At 69.8% G+C, this 15,611-nt stretch carries 14 protein-coding genes; 12 read left to right on the top strand and 2 right to left on the bottom strand.

The window, feature by feature from the left end; translation table 11 throughout:
* Positions 1–88 precede the first annotated feature (88 nt).
* From LIN44_RS20875 to LIN44_RS20820, 12 genes are all read left to right on the top strand, one after another.
* Positions 89–394 carry a recombinase-like helix-turn-helix domain-containing protein gene (locus tag LIN44_RS20875; protein WP_227316145.1) on the top strand — a complete coding sequence of 102 codons (306 nt, stop codon included), beginning with the start codon at positions 89–91 and terminating at the stop codon, positions 392–394.
* A gap of 22 nt (positions 395–416) precedes the next feature.
* Positions 417–1,487, top strand: coding sequence for an aromatic ring-hydroxylating dioxygenase subunit alpha (locus LIN44_RS20870; RefSeq protein ID WP_227316144.1), 1,071 nt, complete (start codon positions 417–419; stop codon positions 1,485–1,487).
* Positions 1,480–2,253, top strand: coding sequence for an SDR family oxidoreductase (locus LIN44_RS20865; protein ID WP_227316143.1), 774 nt, complete (start codon positions 1,480–1,482; stop codon positions 2,251–2,253). Before LIN44_RS20870 ends, LIN44_RS20865 begins: the two co-directional genes overlap by 8 nt.
* 44 nt (positions 2,254–2,297) lie before the next feature.
* Positions 2,298–2,834 (top strand): cupin domain-containing protein, encoded by a 537-nt coding sequence (locus tag LIN44_RS20860; RefSeq protein WP_227316142.1) that lies wholly within the window; start codon positions 2,298–2,300, stop codon positions 2,832–2,834.
* A 32-nt stretch (positions 2,835–2,866) separates the two neighbouring features.
* On the top strand, positions 2,867–3,718 hold the full coding sequence (locus LIN44_RS20855) for an IclR family transcriptional regulator (protein WP_227316141.1): 852 nt from the start codon (positions 2,867–2,869) through the stop codon (positions 3,716–3,718).
* Between the two features lie 5 nt (positions 3,719–3,723).
* Complete coding sequence (locus LIN44_RS20850) at positions 3,724–4,527, top strand: SDR family oxidoreductase (protein WP_227316140.1); 804 nt, start codon at positions 3,724–3,726, stop codon at positions 4,525–4,527.
* Positions 4,520–6,235 (top strand): thiamine pyrophosphate-binding protein, encoded by a 1,716-nt coding sequence (locus tag LIN44_RS20845; RefSeq protein WP_227316139.1) that lies wholly within the window; start codon positions 4,520–4,522, stop codon positions 6,233–6,235. Before LIN44_RS20850 ends, LIN44_RS20845 begins: the two co-directional genes overlap by 8 nt.
* 12 nt (positions 6,236–6,247) lie before the next feature.
* The gene (locus LIN44_RS20840) at positions 6,248–7,048 is read left to right on the top strand and encodes an aspartate dehydrogenase (protein WP_227316138.1); all 801 of its coding nucleotides are present in this window, start codon (positions 6,248–6,250) and stop codon (positions 7,046–7,048) included.
* Between the two features lie 237 nt (positions 7,049–7,285).
* Positions 7,286–8,764: an aldehyde dehydrogenase gene (locus LIN44_RS20835; protein ID WP_227316137.1), complete on the top strand. Its 1,479-nt coding sequence runs from the start codon at positions 7,286–7,288 to the stop codon at positions 8,762–8,764.
* Between the two features lie 23 nt (positions 8,765–8,787).
* A complete protein-coding gene (locus tag LIN44_RS20830; RefSeq protein ID WP_227316136.1) occupies positions 8,788–9,762 on the top strand; it encodes a VOC family protein in 975 nt (324 codons plus the stop codon).
* Between the two features lie 27 nt (positions 9,763–9,789).
* The gene (locus LIN44_RS20825) at positions 9,790–10,746 is read left to right on the top strand and encodes a PDR/VanB family oxidoreductase (RefSeq protein WP_227316135.1); all 957 of its coding nucleotides are present in this window, start codon (positions 9,790–9,792) and stop codon (positions 10,744–10,746) included.
* A 238-nt stretch (positions 10,747–10,984) separates the two neighbouring features.
* Positions 10,985–12,403, top strand: a complete 1,419-nt coding sequence (locus LIN44_RS20820) for an MFS transporter (RefSeq protein WP_227316134.1) — start codon at positions 10,985–10,987, stop codon at positions 12,401–12,403.
* A 26-nt stretch (positions 12,404–12,429) separates the two neighbouring features.
* Here the strand turns inward: LIN44_RS20820 and LIN44_RS20815 are convergent, their stop codons facing one another.
* Positions 12,430–14,541, bottom strand: coding sequence for an acetate--CoA ligase family protein (locus LIN44_RS20815; RefSeq protein WP_227316133.1), 2,112 nt, complete (start codon positions 14,539–14,541; stop codon positions 12,430–12,432).
* A 49-nt stretch (positions 14,542–14,590) separates the two neighbouring features.
* Positions 14,591–15,577, bottom strand: coding sequence for a tripartite tricarboxylate transporter substrate binding protein (locus tag LIN44_RS20810; RefSeq protein WP_370641740.1), 987 nt, complete (start codon positions 15,575–15,577; stop codon positions 14,591–14,593).
* Positions 15,578–15,611 lie beyond the last annotated feature (34 nt).

Raw genomic sequence — 15,611 nt, 5'->3', positions numbered from 1 at the left:
TTAGTAAAACGTAGCGCGGCAACCGGAAGACGGTCGACCGCGCACGCGGAACACGGTCCCCCTGCTGCAAGACATGGAGCCAAGCGCAATGGAAAGCCTCTCGTACAACCCGAACCTGGTGCCCTGGGAGCGTCCGGCGCCGAACAACGTGGCGGGCAAGGGCCATATCGAGCAACCCGGCAAGGTCGCCAACATCGTCTGGCAGACCCGCGCCGCCGCACCGAGCGCGTACGAGAACGCGCTCGGCGACGCCCTCGAAGCTGCCTTCGAAGGCGGCGCGCAGAACCCGCAGGACATCGTGCGCGCCTTCAATGACGCCGGCTTCCTCGGCGTCGACGGCCAGCCCTGGACCGAAGCGCGCTTCCTCTCCGAAATGCGCCGCCTGGGCGCCTGAACCGGTCGATAGCGAGAACAACATGGAATCGAACAAGCAAGCCCGCGCCGAAGCCCGCCTGAACACCGGCCTGCGCAACTACTGGTACCCCGTCGCCGCCTCGTGGGCGGTATCGCGCGCCCCCATCGGCATCACCCGCCTGAGCCAGAACATCGTGCTGTGGCGCGACGGCGCCGGCCAGGTTCACGCGCTGGAAGACCGCTGCCCGCACCGCGGCGCGCGCCTGTCGATGGGCTGGAACCTGGGCGACCGCGTCGCCTGCTGGTACCACGGCGTCGAAGTCGGCGGCGACGGCCAGGTCAAGAGCGTGCCGGCGGTGGAAAGCTGCCCGCTGGAAGGCCGCACCTGCGTGCGCAGCTACCCGGTGCAGGAGCAGGCCGGCGCGATCTTCCTGTGGTTCGGCGACCAGGCCCCGCAGGGCGAGGGCAGCCCCGACGAACTGCGCCTGCCGGAAGAACTGGTCAGCGACGAGCACAGCCACTTCCTGTGTGTGGCGCACTGGGACTGCAACTACCGCTACGCCATCGACAACGTTATGGACCCGATGCACGGCGCCTACCTGCACGCGGTGTCGCACTCGATGGCGTCCGGCGAAAAGTCCGCCGTGATGCAGATCCGCGAGACCGAGCACGGGCTGGTGTTCGAGAAGACCGGCCAGCGCGGTGTCAACTTCGACTGGGTCGAGTTCGGCGAGACCGGCACGTTGTGGCTGCGCCTGGCCATCCCGTACCGCGCCAAGGTCGGCCCCGGCGGCCCGTTCGGCATCGTCGGCATGGCCACGCCGGTGGATGAGGACCACTGCATGGTGTTCTTCTGGCGCACCCGCCACGTGCAGGGCTGGGAGCGCGATGTGTGGCGCTTCCTGTATCGCAACCGCCTGGAGCAGCTGCACTGGGACGTGCTGGAACAGGACCGCGTGGTGCTGGAAATGATGGCGCCGAACGCGCGCGACCACGAGATGCTGTACCAGCACGATGCCGGCATCACGCGCGTGCGCCGGCTGCTGAAGCGCCGCGCCGAGCAGGAAGTCGCCGACGAGCCGGTGGCCATGCTGAAGCCCGCGCAAGCCTCGGGAGCCGCCAGCCATGCCTGAGGCCATCGAGCACAACACGCTGCTGGCCGGCCGCAAGGTGCTGGTCACCGGTGCCGCGCGCGGCCTGGGCCTGGCCTTCGCCAGGTCGCTGGCCGAAGCCGGCGCCGCCGTGGCCATGGCCGACATCCTGGCCGAGCGCCTGCAGCAGGAAGCCGATGCATTGCGCGCCCACGGCCTGAAGGTGGTGCCGGTCACGCTGGACCTGTCGGATCCGGCCTCGGTGCAGGCCTGCGCCGACGCCGCGGTGAAGGCCCTGGGCGGCCTCGACGGCCTGGTCAACAACGCCGCCGTGACCGACTCGGGCGGCCGCGACGCAGGCGCCATCGACATCGCCACCTGGGACCGCGTGATGAACGTCAACGTGCGCGGCACCTGGCTGATGACCACGGCCTGCCTGCCGGCGCTGCGTGCCAGCGGCCGCGGCGCGGTGGTCAACCTGGCCTCGGACACGCCGCTATGGGGCGCGCCCAACCTGCTGGCCTACGTCGCCAGCAAGAGCGCCATCATCGGCATGACCCGTTCGCTGGCGCGCGAACTCGGCAAGGACCAGATCACGGTGAACGCGGTGGCACCGGGCCTGACGCTGGTCGAGGCGACCGAATACGTGCCCCAGCACCGGCACGACCTCTACCGCGAGCAGCGCGCGATCCCGCGCGAGCAGCTGCCCGACGATGTCTGCGGCGCGGTGCTGTTCGCCCTGTCCGACCTTGCCCGTTTCGTCACCGGCCAGACCCTGGCGGTCAACGGCGGCTTTGTCATGCATTGATCCACCGATCTACCGATAGCCACATCCAAGCACAAGGAATCCAAATGAGCGATCTTTCCCAACAGCAAAACATCAAGCGTTCCTGGGACCAGCCGGAGGGCGCCTCGTTCGACCAGTGGATGGAAAGCCGCGTCGCGCGCTTTGCCACGCGCAAGTACGACTGGGACGCGCTGAAGTTCCAGGCCGACTACGACCCCAAGTACCGCCGCGCGCAGATGCGCTACCTGGGCACCGGCGGCACCGGCGTGGCCGCCGACACCAACACCGTGCCGAGCGAGCACTTCACTTTTTCCACCATGGTCATTCCGGCCGGCCATGAAGGCCCGTCGCATCTGCACACCGACGTGGAAGAGGTGTTCTTCATCCTGCGCGGCAAGGTCAAGCTGATCCTGGAAAAGGACGGCGAGCGCTTCGAGACCATCCTGACCGAGCGCGACCTGGTGTCGGTGCCGCCGGGCGTGTACCGCGAGGAAATCAACATCGGCGACGAGGACGTCCTGATGTGCGTGATGCTCGGCGCCAAGAAGCCGATCACGCCGACCTACCCGCCCGAGCACCCGCTGGCGAAGATCAAGCGCTGAGGCGCCATCGGCCCGACCGCACGCACTGACGTATGAGCACCCACGCCATCCCGACGACGCCCGCCGCCAACGAAACCCCGGACAAGTACATCGTCCCGGGGCTGGAGCGCGGCCTGCGCCTGCTCGGCGAGTTCAGCAACAAGGACCGCACCATGTCGGCCGCGGAACTGGCGCGCCGCCTGAAGGTGCCGCGCTCCACCGTGTTCCGCCTGCTGGCGACGCTGGAAATGCTGGGCTTCGTCGAGCGCGCCGACGGCGGCCGCGATTTCCGGCTGGGCATGGCGGTGCTGCGGCTCGGCTTCGAGTACCTGGCGTCGCTGGAGCTGACCGAGCTGGGCCGCCCGCTGCTGGAGCGGCTGCGCGACGAGATCGGCTACCCGACCAACCTGGTGGTGCGCGACGGCCGTTCGATCGTCTACGTGGCCAAGGCGGTGTCGCCGCGGCCGTTCGCCAGCTCGGTCAATGTCGGCACGCGCCTGCCGGCGCATGCCACGGTGCTGGGGCGCGTGCTGCTGGAAGACCTGTCGCTGGCGGAATTGCGCGCGCTGTATCCGGAGGCGCAGCTCGAAGTGTTCTCCGACAGCACGCCGCGCACGGCCGATGCGCTGTTCGCCATCGTCCAGCGCGACCGCGAGCGCGGCTACGTGCTGCAGGAAGGCTTTTTCGAATCGAGCATCTCGACCATCGCGGCGCCGGTGCGCGACCGCACCGGCAAGGTGGTGGCAGCGCTGGGCGCGACCATCCCCGCCGCGCATATCGATCCCGAGCAGCTGGACGCGATGGTGGAGAAAGTCAGGGATAGCGCGGGCGAGCTGTCGCGCCTGCTCGACTACCGGCCGTCGCTGCACAGCGCCGGCAAGGTGGTGAATCTGTATCGGGAGTGAGGACAATGTCCATGATTGATCTCGACGGCAAGGTTGCCGTCGTTACCGGCGGGTCCTCCGGCATCGGGCTGGCGACCGTCGAACTGCTGCTCGAGGCGGGCGCCGCCGTCGCCCTGTGCGGCCGCGACCAAGCCCGCCTGCGCAGCGCCGAAGCGCAGCTGCGCGAGCAATTCCCCGGGTGCCGGCTTTATGCCGCCCCCTGCGACGTGCTCAGGCCGGAGCAGGTCGCCGCCTTTGCCACCGAGGTGCAGGCCACGCTGGGCAACGTCGACATGCTGGTCAACAACGCCGGCCAGGGCCGCGTGTCCACCTTCGCCAATACCGAGGACGCGGCCTGGATGGACGAGCTGCAGCTCAAGTTCTTCTCGGTGATCCACCCGACGCGCGCGTTCCTGCCGCAGCTCGAAAAGTCAGGGCAGGGCGCCATCGTCTGCGTCAACTCGCTGCTGGCGCAGCAGCCCGAGCCGCACATGGTGGCAACCTCCGCCGCGCGCGCCGGCGTGCTCAACCTGGTGCGCTCGATGGCGACCGAGTTCGCGCCCAAGGGCGTGCGCGTCAACGGCATCCTGATCGGGCTGGTCGAGTCGGGCCAGTGGCGCCGCCGCTTCGACGCCCGCCCCGAAGAAGACCGCCACCTGGACTGGGCCGCGTGGACCGCGCGCCTGGCCCGGCAGAAGCACATTCCCCTTGGCCGCCTGGGCCTGCCCGTCGAGGCAGCCCGCGCCATCCTGTTCCTTGCCTCGCCGTTGTCTTCGTACACCACGGGCAGCCATATCGATATCTCCGGAGGACACTCCCGTCATGCCTAATCAACAACCGTACGAACAACAGCAGGTCACGGTCGGCTGCGCCATCACGGCGTTTCTCGAGCAGTGCGGCGTCAAGGCCGCCTTTGGCGTGATCTCGATCCACAACATGCCGATCCTCGACGCCATGGGCGAGCGCGGCAAGATCCGCTTCGTGCCGGCGCGCGGCGAAGCGGGCGGCACCAACATGGCCGACGCCTATGCCCGCACCACCGGCGGCCTGGGCGTGTGCCTGACCAGCACCGGCACCGCCGCCGGCAACGCCGCCGGCGCCATGGTCGAAGCGCTGACCGCCGGCACGCCGATGCTGCATATCACCGGCCAGATCGAGACCCCGTACCTGGACCAGAGCCTGGCCTACATCCACGAAGCGCCGGACCAGCTGACCATGCTCAAGGCCGTGTCCAAAACCGCGTTCCGCATCCGCAGCGCCGACACCGCGCTCAGCACCATCAAGCTGGCGGTGCAGACCGCGCTGACGGCGCCGACCGGCCCGGTCAGCGTGGAGATCCCCATCGACATCCAGGCCGCGCTGATCGACATGCCGGTGGACCTGCAGCCGCTGCCGGTGCCGCAGCATGTGCCGTCGGCGCATGCGCTGGACGCGCTGGCCGAGCGCCTGGTGAAGGCCAGGCGCCCGCTGCTGTGGCTGGGCGGCGGCGCGCGCCATGCCAGCAAGCAGGTGCAGCGACTGCTGGAGCTGGGCTTCGGCGTGGTCACCAGCACCCAGGGCCGCGGCATCGTGCCCGAGGACGATCCGCGCTCGCTGGGCGCGTTCAACTTGCACAAGCCGGTCGAGGCCTTCTACCAGACCTGCGATGCGATGCTGGTGGTGGGCTCGCGCCTGCGCGGCAATGAAACCCTGAAGTACGAGCTGAAGCTGCCGCGCCCGCTGCTGCGCATCGACGCCGATCCGGCCGCCGAAGGCCGCTGCTACATGAGCGACTACTTTGTCAGCGGCGACGCCGCGCTGGCGCTGGACGCGCTGGCCGACCGGCTCGAGCGGCGCATGCAGATCGACCCGGCTTTCGCCGCCGACCTGCGCCGCGCGCACGACACCGCGGTCAACAGCCTGGTCGACGGCCTGGGCCCGTACTCGGCGCTGGTGCAGGCGTTGCAGGAGGCGGTCGGCCGCAACTTCAACTGGGTGCGCGACGTGACCGTGTCGAACAGCACCTGGGGCAACCGCCAGCTGCGCATCTTCGACTCGCGTGCCGGCGTGCATGCGCTGGGCGGCGGCATCGGCCAGGGCCTGGCGATGGGCATCGGCGCCGCGATCGGCGCCGCGGCCACCGGCTCGGGCAAGAAGACCTTCACGCTGGCCGGCGACGGCGGCTTTATCCTGAACCTCGGTGAGCTGGCGACCGCGGTGCAGGAGCGCGCCGACATGGTGATCGTGCTGATGAACGACAAGGGCTACGGCGTGATCAAGAACATCCAGGACGCGCAGTACGGCGGCCGCCGCCACTATGTGGACCTGCATACGCCGGATTACGCCACGCTGGCGAAGTCGCTGTCGCTGCGCCACGCGCGCGTCAGCAACCTGGCCGAGGTCGGCGCCGCGCTCGACGCGGCCAGGGCCGAGTCCGGCCCGTTCCTGCTGGAAATCGACATGCTGTCGATCGGCTCCTTCAAGACCATCTTCGCCGGCCCGCCGGTGAACCAGGACAACGAAGAGCCGGCGCGCGAACAAACCACTGTCACCGCCTGAGGGAGACCCGCGATGCTGCATGTGTCCATGGTTGGCTGCGGCGCGATCGGCCGCGGCGTGCTGGAATTGCTCAAGAGCGATCCGGACGTAGTGTTTGACGTGGTGATCGTGCCGGAGCACACGATGGACGAGGCCCGCGGCGCGGTCTCCGCGCTGGCGCCGCGCGCCCGCGTCGCCACGCACCTGGACGACCAGCGGCCCGACCTGCTGGTCGAGTGCGCCGGCCACCATGCGCTGGAGGAGCACATCGTGCCGGCGCTGGAACGCGGCATCCCGTGCATGGTGGTGTCGGTGGGCGCGCTGTCCGAGCCCGGCATGGCCGAGCGCCTGGAAGCCGCGGCGCGCAGCGGCGGCACGCAGGTGCAGTTGCTGTCCGGCGCGATCGGCGCCATCGACGCGCTGGCGGCGGCGCGTGTCGGCGGGCTCGACGAAGTCATCTACACCGGCCGCAAGCCGGCGCGGGCATGGACCGGCACGCCGGCCGAGCAGTTGTTCGACCTCGACGCGCTGACCGAGACCACGGTGATCTTCGAAGGCACGGCGCGCGACGCCGCGCGCCTGTACCCGAAGAACGCCAACGTCGCCGCCACCGTGTCGCTGGCCGGCCTGGGGCTGGACCGCACTTCGGTGAAGCTGCTGGCCGATCCGCATGCGGTGGAGAACGTGCATCACGTGGAAGCGCGCGGGGCGTTCGGGGGGTTCGAGCTGACCATGCGCGGCAAGCCGCTGGCGGCGAACCCGAAGACCTCGGCGCTGACGGTGTTCAGCGTGGTGCGGGCGCTGGGGAATAGGGCGCACGCGGTATCGATTTGAAGGGCGCCAATCCATGCTGCCGGTTTGCTCCCCTCTCCCGCGAGCGGGAGAGGGGCCGGGGGTGAGGGCCGGTGTGTGCCAAGGACGAGGCGCTGCACTCCGTGAGAAGCGCCCGCCCTCACCCCCACCCCTCTCCCGCAAGCGGGAGAGGGGAGTTACGCAGCAACATTTGACAACGCCGTCGCAGCAAGAGACCGCAGCAGCGCCTTGGCCACGACAGACACAGCAGGCAACGACATGAACCCACAAGAAGTACTCCCCATCTGCATCGCAGGCGAATGGCGCCTGGGGACCGGCGACCGCTACGGCACGCGCTATCCAGCGACCGGCGAAGTCGTCGCCGAACTGAACGCCGCCAGCCTGGCTGACGTGGAAGAAGCCGTGCAGGGCGCCCACCACGCCTTCCTCACCAGCGGCTGGGCCCAACGCAAGCCCCACGAACGCGCCGCCGTGCTGTACCGCGTGGCCGAGCTGATCCGCGCCAAGGGCGAGCAGCTGGCCCAGCGCCAGCGCCTCGACAACGGCAAGCCCATCAGCGAAACGCGCGCGCTGGTTGCCAGCGCCGCCGGCACCTTCCAGTTCTTTGCCGCCGCCTGCGAAACGCTGGAAGAGACCATCACGCCGCAGCGCGGCGACTGCCTCACCATGAGCGTCTACGAGCCGATGGGCGTGGTTGCGGCGATCACGCCGTGGAACTCGCCGATCGCCAGCGAGGCGCAGAAGATGGCGCCCGCGCTCGCCGCCGGCAACGCCGTGGTGGTCAAGCCCGCCGAGGTCACGCCGCTGATGGCGCTGGAACTGGCGCGCATCTGCGAAGAGGCCGGGGTGCCCAGGGGCCTGATCAGCGTGCTGCCCGGCAAGGGCTCGGTGATCGGCGACGCCATTACGAAGCACCCGCTGGTGCGCCGCGTGTCGTTCACCGGCGGCACCACCACCGGCAAGCACATCGCCCATATCGCCGCCGACAAGATGATGCCGGTGTCGCTGGAGCTGGGCGGCAAGTCGCCGACCATGGTGTTCGACGATGCCGACCTGGACCACGCGGTCAACGGCGTGCTGTACGGCATCTTCAGCTCGTCGGGCGAATCCTGCATCGCGGGCTCGCGCCTGTTCGTGGCGCGCTCGCAGTACGAGGCCTTCATCGACCGGCTGGCGCATGGCGCCGCGCAGCTGCGCGTGGGCGACCCGGCCGACGAGCGCACCCAGATGGGCCCGCTGATCACCGACCGCCATCGCGATTCGATCGAATCGTACGTCGCGGCGGGCGTGGACGAAGGCGGGCAGCTGCGCACCGGCGGCGTGCGTCCCGACGTGGCCGGGCTGCCCCACGGCTATTTCTACACGCCGACCATCATCGAAGGGCTGGATAACCACGCCCGCATCTGCCAGGAGGAAATCTTCGGGCCGGTGCTGGTGGCAATCCCATTCGACGACGAGGACGACCTGATCGCGCAGGCCAACGACAGCGTCTACGCGCTCGCCGCCGGCATCTGGACGCGCGACTACAAGCGCGCCTGGCGCGTGGCCCGCGCGGTGCAGGCCGGCAACGTATGGATCAACACCTACAAGCAGTTCTCGATCGCGACGCCGTTCGGCGGCTGGCGCGACAGCGGCCTGGGCCGCGAGAAGGGACGGCTGGGCATCCTGCAGTACATGGAGCAGAAAAGCGTGTACTGGGGCCTGAACGAACAACCGCTGCCGTGGGCCAACCACTGAACCCGGCAAGCTGGAGAGAAGCCATGATCAAGGTATTGGGAATCGACGAGATCGTGTACGGCGCGGATGACTTGGACGCCTGCCGCGGTTTCTTCACCGACTGGGGCCTGGCCATCAAGCGCGACGACGCGCAGGGCCTGGACTTCGAAACGCTGAACGGCTGCCGCGTGCTGGTGCGCCGCATCGACGACCCGTCGCTGCCGCCGGCGATCGAGGCCGGCCCGACGCTGCGCGAAGTGGTGTGGGGGGTCGAGTCGCAGGCCTCGCTCGACCATCTTGCTGAGGCGATCGCGGATGCGCCCGGCTTTGTGACGCAGGGCGAAGGCGACGCACTGCGCCTCGGCTGCACCGATCCGAACGGCCTGGCGGTGCGCTTCCAGGTCACGCGCAAGCACGACGTGCAGATCGAATGCGCGCTGATGAACACGTGGAACGACAAGCCGCGCATGAACCAGCGCAGCCCGATCTACGACCACGCCACGCCGATCGAAGTCGGCCACGTGGTGTTCTTCGTCAAGGACGTCAAGGCGACCGAGCAGTTCTACGTGGAGAAGTTCGGCTTCGTGCCGTCCGATCGCTACCCCGACCGCGGCGCGTTCCTGCGCTGCACCGCCGACGGCGGCCACCACGACCTGTTCCTGTTGCAGCTGCCGGAACCGAAGAGCGGCCTGAACCACGTCGCCTTCACCGTGCGCGACATCCACGAGGTCTTTGGCGGCGGCATGCACGTGTCGCGCAAGGGCTGGGACACGCAGCTCGGCCCGGGCCGGCACCCGATCTCCTCGGCCTACTTCTGGTACTTCAAGAACCCGGCCGGCGGCCTGATCGAGTACTACGCCGACGAAGACCAGCTCGACGAACACTGGGAGCCGCGCGCCTTCGAGCCGGGCCCGACCATGTTCGCCGAATGGGCGATCGAGGGCGGCATCGACGGCAACACCCGCCGCCAGAAGAACGCCGGTGGCCCGGCAGGCAAGTTCCTGACCGAGAAGCGGTAAGCAGCAGCGCAACAGAAGGAAGCAGCAATGAGTGCCCACCAGTCCCTGACCCTGCGGGTCCAGGCCATGCGCTACGAAGCGCGCGGCGTGGTCAGCATCGAACTGCAAGACCCCGAAGGGAAGACCCTGCCCGCGTACAGCCCGGGCGCCCATATCGACCTGCACCTGGGCAACGGCCTGGTGCGCAGCTACTCGCTGTGCGGCGCGCCGGAAGCGCGCGAGCGCTACACCGTGGGCGTGCTGCTGGACCGCGGCAGCCGCGGCGGCTCGCGCTACGTGCACGAGCAGCTGCGCGTCGGCGCCACGCTGACGGTGGGCGCGCCGCGCAACAACTTCGAACTGGACGAGAGCGCCGCGCACACCGTGCTGGTCGCCGGCGGCATCGGCGTCACCCCGATCGTCTGCATGGCGCGCCGGCTGGCCGAGCTGGGCCGCTCGTTCACGCTGATCTACTGCGCGCGCTCGCGCGCCGAGGCGGCGTTCGTCGAACAGCTGTCGGCGTACGGCGACACCGTGCGCTTCCACTTCGACGACGAAGCCGGCGCGCCGCCCGACCTGCAGGCCATGCTGGCCGGGCAGGACGCGCAGACGCACTTCTACTGCTGCGGCCCCGGCCCGATGCTGAACGCGTTCGAGGCCGCATGCGCGGCGCATGCCTATCCCAACGTCCATATCGAGCGCTTCGCCGCCGACCCGTCGACCGAAGCGGTGCAGGAAGGCGAGTACGTGGTGCAGCTGTCGCGCACCGGTTCGCTGGTGAAGGTGCCGTCGGGCAAGTCGCTGCTGGACGCGCTGCTCGACTCCGGCGTGGAGGTCGAGTACAGCTGCCGCGAAGGCGTATGCGGCTCGTGCGAGACCGCCGTGCTGGAAGGCTGCCCCGACCACCGCGACAGCGTGCTGAGCAACAGCGAGCGCGCCGGCAACAAGACCATGATGGTGTGCGTGTCGGGGTGCAAGGGCAGCAAGCTGGTGCTGGATTTGTAATCCTGCCGTAGCGCCATCGCATGCCGACGGTGTTCCCCTCTCCCCTCACGGGGAGAGGGCAGGGTGAGGGGTGGTCTGGCAAGGCGCCACGCCCCCAGAACCGCCGGCCCTCACCCCCGGCCCCTCTCCCGCGCGCGGGAGAGGGGAGCAAAGCTCCCGCCAGGCGGGACGCCCAAGACCCAACCCAAAAAGTCCCGTGCTAACCCAGAGACAAGACGCAGCGTCCCCCGGCGCACCGGTGGCCGCCACCGCAGGCATCGTGACCACGGCCGACAGCGCCGGCCACAGCGCGACCACCGCGCGCACCGGCCCGCTCACGCGCGGCAATATCGTCGCCCGCATCGAGCGCATGCCCGGCAATGCCATGCATGTGCGGGCCCGGCTGCTGATCGGCCTGGCCACCTTCTTCGATGGCTTCGACGTGATTGCCATCGCCGCCACGCTGCCGCTGCTGATCGCGCAGTGGTCGCTCACGCCGGGGCAGATCGGCTTCCTGATCGCGGCGCCGTCGGTGGGCCAGCTGGTCGGGGCACTGCTGTTCCCGGGGCTGGCCGAGCGCTTCGGACGCTTGCGCTCGATCGGCTGGAGCGCGGGCATCATCGGCCTGATGAGCCTGGCGTGCGGCTTTGCCCCGTCGTTCGAGATCTTCGCGCTGCTGCGCATCGTGCAGGGCCTGGGCCTGGGCGGAGAGCTGCCGGTGGCGGCGACCTATATCAACGAAGTCACGCGCGCCCATGGCCGCGGGCGCTTCGTGCTGCTGTACGAAGTGGTGTTCCCGATCGGGCTGATGGTGTCCAACGGCATTGGCGCCTGGCTGGTGCCCCACTACGGCTGGGAAGTGATGTACTTCATCGGCGGCGTGCCGTTGGTGCTGTTCTTCATCCTGCGCCGCGTGATTCCGGAATCGCCGCGCTGGCTGGCCGAAAAGGGCCGGCTGGAAGAGGCCGACGCCGCGCTGCGCGCGTTCGAGGCGCGCGCCCGCACGCCGCTGCCGCCGCCGGGCGACGCCAGTGCCTACGAACGCATGGCCAACCATCCGCGCCGCCGTTTGCGCGACCTCGTCAGCAAGGCCTATCTGGGCCGCACGCTGGCGGTATGGATGCTGTGGGCCACCTGCGGATTTATCCAGTACGGGCTCTCGACCTGGCTGCCGACGGTCTACAAGACCGTCTACCACGCGCCGCTGCAGCTGGCGCTGAACCTGGCCGCCGCGGCGTCGGTGCTGGGCGTGGTGGGCTCGCTGGTCTGCGCCATGATCGTCGACAAGGTCGGGCGCAAGCCGGTGATCAACGTGTCGTTCCTGCTGTGCGCGCTGTCGCTGGTGCTGGCGGGCGTGTTCCACGCCGCCAGCGTGTACGTGGTCGCGACCTTCTGCGCGCTGGCGATGGGCTTCCTCGCCAGCGGCTTCATCACTGCCTATGTCTACACGCCGGAGCTGTATCCGACCAGCGTGCGGGCCATGGGCTGCGGCCTCGGCGGGGCCTGGCTGAAGCTGGCGGCGATCTTTGCGCCGGGGTTGATCGCCAGCACCATCGGCAGCGGCGACCTGAGCTTCGCCTTCTTCGCACTGTCGGTGGTGCCGGCGCTGGCGGCCATCACCGTGCACTGCCTTGGCATCGAGACCAAGGGGCGGGTGCTGGAGGAGCTGGAGGTCTGAACGGGCACGTGCCCATGCCGCTGCCGTCAGGAGCGCATGGGCAGTGCGGCATCTGGTACCTCGATCAACGCATCGACCACCACCACGCCCTCCGCACTTGCCATCACCGGGTTGAGATCGACCGAGCGGATCGCACCGCCGGCGGCATGGACCAGCTCGCCCACCTGTACCGCCAGCCGGCACAGCGCGCCGATGTCGAGCGCGGGCTCGTCGCGCACGCCGCGCAGCAGCGGCGCGATACGCAGGCGGTTTAGCGCCCGGGCAACGTCGGTCTCCCGGCACGGCGCCAGCAGCACCGCGGTGTCGCGCAGCACTTCCACATATTTGCCGCCATCGCCCACCACCAGCACCGCGCCGAACACCGGATCCCAGTGCGCGCCGACCATGCATTCGCGCTGGCCGCGCGACATGCGCGCGACCACGATGCCTTCGCACGCGGCGCCCATGGCCTTCAGGGTGCGGACCTGCGCGGTGAAGGCGCTGGCGACTGCCTCGGCATCGTCGCAGTGCAGCGCGACCAGCCCGTGCTCGCTCTTGTGCGGGACCTGCGGCGAGCTGGCCTTGACCGCGACCGGCGCGCCGATGCGCCGCCATGCGGCCACCGCCGCGTCGACGTCCTGGCACAAGTAGTGCTCGACCACCGAAATTCCGGCGGCAGACAGGCGTGCCAGGCTGGCGGCCTCGCTCAGCGTCATGCTCGCAGGGTTGACTGGCGGCCGCGCCGGGGCCGCCGGCAGCGGCGGCTCGCCTTCTTGCGCGATCTGCCGCAGGCGCTGCTGGTGCGACGCCAGTTGCGCGAAGGCAGCCAGCGCTTCGGCAGCATTTGCGAAGGTGGGTACGCCGGCCTGGCGGAAGGCCTTTGCCACCGTGGCCTGCCACACGGCGACGGCGATGGGTTTGCCCGCGGTGTCGGCAAAAGCGGCGGCGTCGCGGGCAAAGCGCGGCACATCGTAGCCCATGCCCGAGACCGGGATGTCGAGCAGGAACAGGTCCGCGGCCGGATCGCGCGCCGCCACCGGCAGCACCTCGCCGAACAGTGCGCTGTTGGTCAGCAGCGCCGCGGTGACGTCGATCGGGTTGGCGGTGGCGGCAAATCCCGGCAGGCGTTCGGCCAGCGCGGCCTGGGTGGCGTCGGACAGCGGCGCCAGCGCAAGGCCGAAGGACTGCGCGGCATCGGCCGCCATCACGCAGCTGGCGCCCGAATTGCTGACCACCACCAGCCGGCGCCCACTGGCCTGCCAGCCGCGCAGGTACAGCGGCGCGCAGCGCGCCAGCGCGTGCGCATCGTCGACACGCCAGATGCCGTGGCGCGCAAGGAAGGCGTCGACCGCGCGATCCTCGCTGGCTATCGCGCCGGTGTGCGAGGCCGCCGCACGCTGCCCGTCGTGCGAGCGTCCGGCCTTGACCGCCACCACCGGCACATTGCGCGCGCGCGCCACGCGTGCGGCCTCGGCCAGCACCTCGGGATCGGCCAGGCTTTCCAGGTACAGCAGCACCAGCCGCACGCCGGGATCGTGCGCCACCGCCAGCGCCAGTTCGCTGACGGTGATGTCGGCCTGGTTGCCGGTGGCGTGCATGTGCCGCACGCCGATGCCCTGGCCGCGCAGCAGCCCGTAGACCATTGCCGCCACGCCGCCGCTCTGGCTGACCACGGCCACCGGGCCGACCTGCGGCGGCACCTCGATGAACATGGTGGAGAAGCTGGCGATGGCGCCGCTGCCGAAGTTGGCCAGCCCCTGGCTGTTGGGGCCGACCAGCCGCATCCCGGCACTGCGCGCGGCGCGCACCATCTCGTCCTGCTGGCGCCGGCCTTCGGCACCGGCCTCGCCGAAGCCTGACGCGATCACGATCGCCGCCGCCACCCCCAGCCGGGCGCAGTCGCGCACCGCCTGCACCGCGGCGTCGCCGGCGACGATGACGATGGCCAGCTCCGGGACTTCCGGCAGCGCGTCCAGCGTGGGAAAGGCACGCAGGCCCTGGATGGTGTCGCGCTGCGGGTTGACCGGGTAGAGCGTGCCGGCATAGCCGTGCGTCTTCATGTAATGGATCGGCCGGCCGCCGATCTTGTGGACGTTGTCGGAGGCGCCGATCACGGCGATGGAGCGGGGCGCGAGCAGGGACTGGAGGGAAGCGGTCATGGCGGGGGCGTGGCGTATGGGTGGCTGGTGCGTGGCGGGTGCGTGGGGCTTAGTCGATGGTGGCGCCGGAGGCCTTGACCACCCGCGCCCATTTGTCGATTTCCTGGTCGAGGAACTTCGCGGTGGCGGGTGGCGAGGTCCATTCCGCGGCAAAACCCTGGGTCGCAAAACGCGCGCGCACGTCGGCGTCGTCGAGCACGGATTTCAGCGCCGCAGCGATCGTTTCGAGCACCGCGGGCGGCGTGCCGGCGGGGGCCAGCAGCGCATTCCAGGCGGTGGCCTCGTAGCCGGGCAGGCCTGACTGCGCGATGGTCGGGGTGTCCGGCGCGGCCGGCGAGCGCTGCGCACCGGTGACCGCCAGCGCCCTGAGCTTGCCGTCGCGCACGAACGGCATCGCCGACAGCATGGTGTCGAACATCACCGTGGCCTGGCCACCCATCACGTCGGTCAGCGCGGGCGCGCTGCCTTTGTATGGAACGTGCGTCATGCGCACGCCGGCCATGCTGTTGAACAGCTCCGCGGCGAGATGGGTGGACTGCCCGTTGCCGGAGCTGGCAAAGGTGACCTGCCCCGGCCTGGCCCTGGCCATGGCGATCAGCTCCGCGACATTGGCCGCGGGCGTGGCGGGCGCCGTCACCAGCACCAGCGGGCCGCGCGTGAGCAGGCTCACCGGCGCGAAGTCCTTGCGGGTGTCGTAGCCGGGCTTGCGGAACAGCGTCATGTTGATCGCATGCGCGGTGGTGGCGACCAGCAGCGTGTAGCCGTCGGGCGCGGCGCGGGCCACTGCCTCGGCGCCGATATTGCCGCCGGCGCCGGGACGGTTCTCCACCACCAGTGGCTGGCCGAGCCGCTCAGAGAGCTTCTGGCCCACCACGCGCGCGACGATGTCGGTGGGACCGCCCGGCGGGTAGGGCACCACCAGCCGGACCGGCCTGGCCGGGAAGGATTGCGCCAGCACGGGCGGCGCGGCCGCCGCGGACAGGACCAGGCAGGAAAACAGGGCGAGCGCGTGCCGCCGGGATAGATTCGGTGCCAAGGGAATTCTCCGGGTTGGGATTGCCGGTCGGGAT

The sequence above is a fragment of the Cupriavidus sp. MP-37 genome, from assembly GCF_020618415.1.
Taxonomy (GTDB): domain Bacteria; phylum Pseudomonadota; class Gammaproteobacteria; order Burkholderiales; family Burkholderiaceae; genus Cupriavidus.
The sequence above is the reverse complement of the archived record's forward strand: the minus strand, read 5'-3'. Positions and strand labels throughout refer to the sequence as shown.

What these genes read in the sequence shown, in the direction of transcription:
- LIN44_RS20855 (WP_227316141.1), top strand. Translation starts at nt 2,867, where the DNA reads ATGAGCACCCACGCCATCCCGACGACGCCCGCCGCCAACGAAACCCCG.
- LIN44_RS20825 (WP_227316135.1), top strand. Translation starts at nt 9,790, where the DNA reads ATGAGTGCCCACCAGTCCCTGACCCTGCGGGTCCAGGCCATGCGCTAC.
- LIN44_RS20830 (WP_227316136.1), top strand. Translation starts at nt 8,788, where the DNA reads ATGATCAAGGTATTGGGAATCGACGAGATCGTGTACGGCGCGGATGAC.
- LIN44_RS20835 (WP_227316137.1), top strand. Translation starts at nt 7,286, where the DNA reads ATGAACCCACAAGAAGTACTCCCCATCTGCATCGCAGGCGAATGGCGC.
- LIN44_RS20840 (WP_227316138.1), top strand. Translation starts at nt 6,248, where the DNA reads ATGCTGCATGTGTCCATGGTTGGCTGCGGCGCGATCGGCCGCGGCGTG.
- LIN44_RS20865 (WP_227316143.1), top strand. Translation starts at nt 1,480, where the DNA reads ATGCCTGAGGCCATCGAGCACAACACGCTGCTGGCCGGCCGCAAGGTG.
- LIN44_RS20860 (WP_227316142.1), top strand. Translation starts at nt 2,298, where the DNA reads ATGAGCGATCTTTCCCAACAGCAAAACATCAAGCGTTCCTGGGACCAG.
- LIN44_RS20815 (WP_227316133.1), bottom strand. Translation starts at nt 14,541, where the DNA reads ATGACCGCTTCCCTCCAGTCCCTGCTCGCGCCCCGCTCCATCGCCGTG.
- LIN44_RS20875 (WP_227316145.1), top strand. Translation starts at nt 89, where the DNA reads ATGGAAAGCCTCTCGTACAACCCGAACCTGGTGCCCTGGGAGCGTCCG.
- LIN44_RS20870 (WP_227316144.1), top strand. Translation starts at nt 417, where the DNA reads ATGGAATCGAACAAGCAAGCCCGCGCCGAAGCCCGCCTGAACACCGGC.
- LIN44_RS20845 (WP_227316139.1), top strand. Translation starts at nt 4,520, where the DNA reads ATGCCTAATCAACAACCGTACGAACAACAGCAGGTCACGGTCGGCTGC.
- LIN44_RS20850 (WP_227316140.1), top strand. Translation starts at nt 3,724, where the DNA reads ATGTCCATGATTGATCTCGACGGCAAGGTTGCCGTCGTTACCGGCGGG.